Here is a 3,635-nt window from a genome sequence, read left to right as displayed (position 1 = left end):
CGCGCACCAGGCTGCGGCCCATGTTGGTCCAATCCGGACCCTTGGGGCTGTAGAGACCGATCAGGGTGAAGATCTTGCGCCGGGCATATTGCCCTTCGGTCACGGTGAACTCGCCGTTCAGGTACACCGCGCCGGTGGAGCCGCGCGTGGCATAGCCGCCGGTCCAGCCCTGCGAGGCATCGTCGAACCCGCCGGGACGGATGGTCAGGCGTACCTTGGCCAGAGTGCCCTTGGGGATCAGGTTGGTGTTGCTCTGCGCGTCGTTGAAATCGTTCCAGGAACCCATGGGGAACCTCCTTTTCTGATCAGGATTGCGGTTGAGATTGGTCGGCGGCCGCCGGATCGGCGGGTGGCGGGGCGTAGGTCAGGCGATCCGTCGCCAGATTCACAGGCGTCCGGATCTTCGCCATCAGGCGGCCGAGATGGGGCTCTTCGACTTGGGCCAGGCGGCCGGAGCGGTCCTTGGCCGGGAAGCCCCAGGGATTGATCGTCTGACAGACAAAGGCGCGATACGGATCACCGCCGTCAGTCTTCAGCTCCGCCATGGTGATCACCTCATCGACGATCCCCGGCAGCTCCAGCCCGGTCTTTGAGCCGTCAATCTGCGGCTGAAAGACCTTGCGATTGAAGTCGTCGAGCTTCTCGTCGAGGATCCCGACGAACCAGACATTCTTCGCCCGCGTGTGCTGCAGATGCGTGAGCCAGCCGATCATCTCACGGCCATGGAGCCCGTAGGCCCCGCGCACATCGGGCTTGCCGGTCTTCTCGGACAGCGCCTCCGGCTGGCCCTTGCACCAGCCGAAGCACAACCGCCCGGCGACGGTGATCGAGTCCACAAAAATGGTGTCGTAGCGATCGAGTGCTGCCGGATCGCCGAAACGGTTGCAGACGGCGGCATAGTGCGCCGGGCTATAGGGCTGCTCATCGCGCAGCGCCGGGTTGGGCCCGCCAATGAACACCGCGAAATCCCGGCATTCCGTCCAGGTCCGTGGCCGGATGCTGTCGCCTTTCCAGCCCTCGATGGCGAGATCGCCCGCTTCGAGATCCATGAACAAGGTGCGGTCAGGATCGAGCGTCCAGAGCAGGCTAGTTTTGCCAATTCCACTACCCCCGAAGATGCAGCCCTTGATGCCGCGCGGCTCCGCCAACCGCTGGTCGGCGCTGATGATAGGGAGGCTCACTGGTCAGCTCCCTGCGCGAGGATCTCGACCTTCAGCGTGCCGGGCCGGACGGTGCGCGCGGGCTCGAAACCCTGCCGGATCGCCTCGGGCCAGGCGGCATATTTGCGCTCGGGCACCTTGTAGGCCAGATCGACATATTCAGCCGGGTCATCCCCGGCATCGCGGATCCGCGCGACCATGTCGGCAAGCCGGTCCTGATCCCAATCCACCCGCTTCGGCAGATCAGCGACCACGGTGAAATCGCCGTCGTCGAACCGGACGGTGCCAGTGTCCTTGCCCGAAACCTGCCGCTCCTCGGCTGCGCGGGTAGCATAGCGGACGGCCAGTCCGGCGTCGAAGCGGGTCTTGGCCGCCTTGTCGCGCTTCAGGCGCTCGTCAATCTCGCGCTGCAGGATTGCCAGCAACTCGACCGGCAGTGCCGCGATTTCGGCTGCGCTGAGGGATGGCAGATCGTCCATCGTGGGGGTGTTCTCGGGGAATGGCATGAAAGGATCTCCGTGATCGGTGAAAAAGGATTGGAATGCGGGCATCACGCGGCCTCGAGCAGGCGGACCGACAGGGCGGCGCCGCTGGATCGGGGCTTGGGCCGAGCGATGGCGATATAGGCGAAGTGATCAGAGCCGATCCGCGCCTGGACGAGATGGACGAGGTTCTGCTCAGCGGCGCGAAGGGCGGCGGCCGCGACCTGACGCAAGGCGCGCTGACGGTCGGCAGGCAGCTTCGACAGGACGGCCGTGGCATCCACCGCCAGAAACCCACGGTGATAAATCAGCGTCTCGCCGGGTTCGGCCTGCGCGATCCAGGCACACAGTCCGACCTCGTCCAGACCAGCAGCGGCGCAGAACGGCACCACCCGGTCGGCCGTGAAATCATCGAGGCGGACCATCACGCCGCACCTGCGTGCGCATCAGCGCCGGTGCTGTGGCGCAGCTGGTCCTGCTCGAACGCGGTGATATCCTCCATGCGGTAAACCACACGACCGCCCAGCTTCATGAACTGCGGGCCTTCACCGGCCCATCGCCAACGCTCCAACGTGCGGTGCGAGATGTTCCACCGCCGGGCCAGTTCTTTCTGATTGAGGTGTTTGAGCTGCATCTTCGTCTCCTGTCGCTCGCTGCGTTGGGAGGAAGATGCGAAATCCTGCTGTGGGATGTCGTCAGGATCGAAGTGGGATACGGAGGGGGATCAGTTTGAGCCTTGCAACTCTGCGGCGAACGCCTTGGCGGGGGATTGCCATCCCACTCTCATCCCCCGGCGCATCCCACTGTGGAGCCGGAGGGACGCACGTGCCGGAACGGGATGGGTTGGAATCAGCCGCAGTTCAGACGGTAGTTGCCGCGACCGTTCGATTCGATCAGCGAGCGCCACTGCTTCTGGGACTTGAACACGTCGGACATCTTCAGGCTCTTCGAGCCCGCCGCCGACAGGATCGCCTTGCCGCTCTGCCAAGGCTCACCGCGGCGCGCAGCCTCATGCAGCGCACGGACAACCTGCGCCTGGATCGGGCCAAGGCGGAACTGGTGCCCGCCGCAGCGCACCTCGTGATAGTCAGGTGACGCGCTGAAGACCGGCAGCTGCGGTCCGGTCTCTGCGCCTGAAAACCCGGTCTCGGCCTCAAAACGATCACGTTCCTCGCGTCTTAGCAACAGATCCTCAATGGTCAAAGGAACGCCTTCTCGATCTCCCCAGATCGAAGCGTAGTCGGACCCGGGCGTGCGGAAGTCGCTCACTGTCAACTCGGCAGCACGAAACATCTGAAAGACGTCCCGCGCATGCAGTTCGAGCAAACCATTGTAATAGCTCTGCTCGGTCGGAACCCGAAAGTGCTCGCCCTCATGGGTTTCCTCGTAGTCACCCAGTTCCAACGGCACACCGAAGACACGTACCGACAGCCGCAGCTTGTCGTTCTCCGCCAGATAGATCAGGTCGGCCTCGGAGATGGACCAGCGATCCAGGATCTCCGGCAGAGTAAAATACGCCTTCTCGATCTCCATCTGACCCCCGATTCCTGCTATTGAATGTTTAGGGTTTGTTCTAAATCCTTGACGCGCTCCGATCAATCCTGTTTTATCCTATTTGATCCACAGCCCTCTGGGGAAAACATGACCGAGCATCACACGCTCTCTGACCGCCTCCGCGCCCGCGCTCAGCAACTCGGGCTCAGCCCCGCTCATGTCGCAGAAATGGCCGGGGTCAATCGATCCTTCGTCTATGACATACTGCGCGGGCGCTCAGCCCGCCCCGGCATCGACAAGCTGGCCGAGGTCGCCCAAGTGCTGAAGGTTGAGAGGGAGTGGCTGATCCACGGCATCGGCGAGGTCGAGGGGCGGTGTTTGTCAAAGTAGTTGTCCGCCGATTTCATGCGGCGTCTCTGATTTCAGGGGCGCTGATTTCGGTTTCTGGGTTAAGCCAGACGGGTCCGGCAGGTTGCCAGTTGCGGGTTTTGCCTGACCA

General features: G+C 63.2%; 6 protein-coding genes and 1 pseudogene. 1 reads left to right on the top strand and 6 read right to left on the bottom strand.

Annotated features, from left to right (window positions below):
• The 6 genes and pseudogenes from ROA7023_RS23110 to ROA7023_RS23085 form a co-directional block, all read right to left on the bottom strand.
• A pseudogene (locus ROA7023_RS23110) lies at positions 1–286 on the bottom strand (hypothetical protein); the annotation flags it as partial.
• A gap of 19 nt (positions 287–305) precedes the next feature.
• A complete protein-coding gene (locus tag ROA7023_RS23105; protein ID WP_234992427.1) occupies positions 306–1,148 on the bottom strand; it encodes an ATP-binding protein in 843 nt (280 codons plus the stop codon).
• A 29-nt stretch (positions 1,149–1,177) separates the two neighbouring features.
• Positions 1,178–1,666 carry a hypothetical protein gene (locus ROA7023_RS23100; RefSeq protein WP_085881302.1) on the bottom strand — a complete coding sequence of 163 codons (489 nt, stop codon included), beginning with the start codon at positions 1,664–1,666 and terminating at the stop codon, positions 1,178–1,180.
• 44 nt (positions 1,667–1,710) lie between these two features.
• Positions 1,711–2,067, bottom strand: coding sequence for a hypothetical protein (locus ROA7023_RS23095; RefSeq protein WP_085881300.1), 357 nt, complete (start codon positions 2,065–2,067; stop codon positions 1,711–1,713).
• The gene (locus ROA7023_RS23090) at positions 2,067–2,276 is read right to left on the bottom strand and encodes a helix-turn-helix transcriptional regulator (protein WP_029058679.1); all 210 of its coding nucleotides are present in this window, start codon (positions 2,274–2,276) and stop codon (positions 2,067–2,069) included. Before ROA7023_RS23090 ends, ROA7023_RS23095 begins: the two co-directional genes overlap by 1 nt.
• A gap of 215 nt (positions 2,277–2,491) precedes the next feature.
• Positions 2,492–3,175 (bottom strand): hypothetical protein, encoded by a 684-nt coding sequence (locus ROA7023_RS23085; protein ID WP_085881299.1) that lies wholly within the window; start codon positions 3,173–3,175, stop codon positions 2,492–2,494.
• 108 nt (positions 3,176–3,283) lie between these two features.
• On the opposite strand from ROA7023_RS23085, the gene ROA7023_RS23080 reads away from it, so the two are divergent.
• Positions 3,284–3,526, top strand: a complete 243-nt coding sequence (locus tag ROA7023_RS23080) for a helix-turn-helix domain-containing protein (protein WP_234992426.1) — start codon at positions 3,284–3,286, stop codon at positions 3,524–3,526.
• Positions 3,527–3,635: the final 109 nt, after the last annotated feature.

Origin of the sequence: Roseisalinus antarcticus (genome assembly GCF_900172355.1) — a bacterium.
GTDB classification, from domain to species: domain Bacteria; phylum Pseudomonadota; class Alphaproteobacteria; order Rhodobacterales; family Rhodobacteraceae; genus Oceanicola; species Oceanicola antarcticus_A.
This window is presented reverse-complemented; position numbering and strand designations above follow the sequence as displayed.

Excerpts from the sequence above, each read along its gene's own strand:
- ROA7023_RS23100 (WP_085881302.1), bottom strand. The coding sequence starts at position 1,666 with ATGCCATTCCCCGAGAACACCCCCACGATGGACGATCTGCCATCCCTC.
- ROA7023_RS23095 (WP_085881300.1), bottom strand. The coding sequence starts at position 2,067 with ATGGTCCGCCTCGATGATTTCACGGCCGACCGGGTGGTGCCGTTCTGC.
- ROA7023_RS23090 (WP_029058679.1), bottom strand. The coding sequence starts at position 2,276 with ATGCAGCTCAAACACCTCAATCAGAAAGAACTGGCCCGGCGGTGGAAC.
- ROA7023_RS23085 (WP_085881299.1), bottom strand. The coding sequence starts at position 3,175 with ATGGAGATCGAGAAGGCGTATTTTACTCTGCCGGAGATCCTGGATCGC.
- ROA7023_RS23080 (WP_234992426.1), top strand. The coding sequence starts at position 3,284 with ATGACCGAGCATCACACGCTCTCTGACCGCCTCCGCGCCCGCGCTCAG.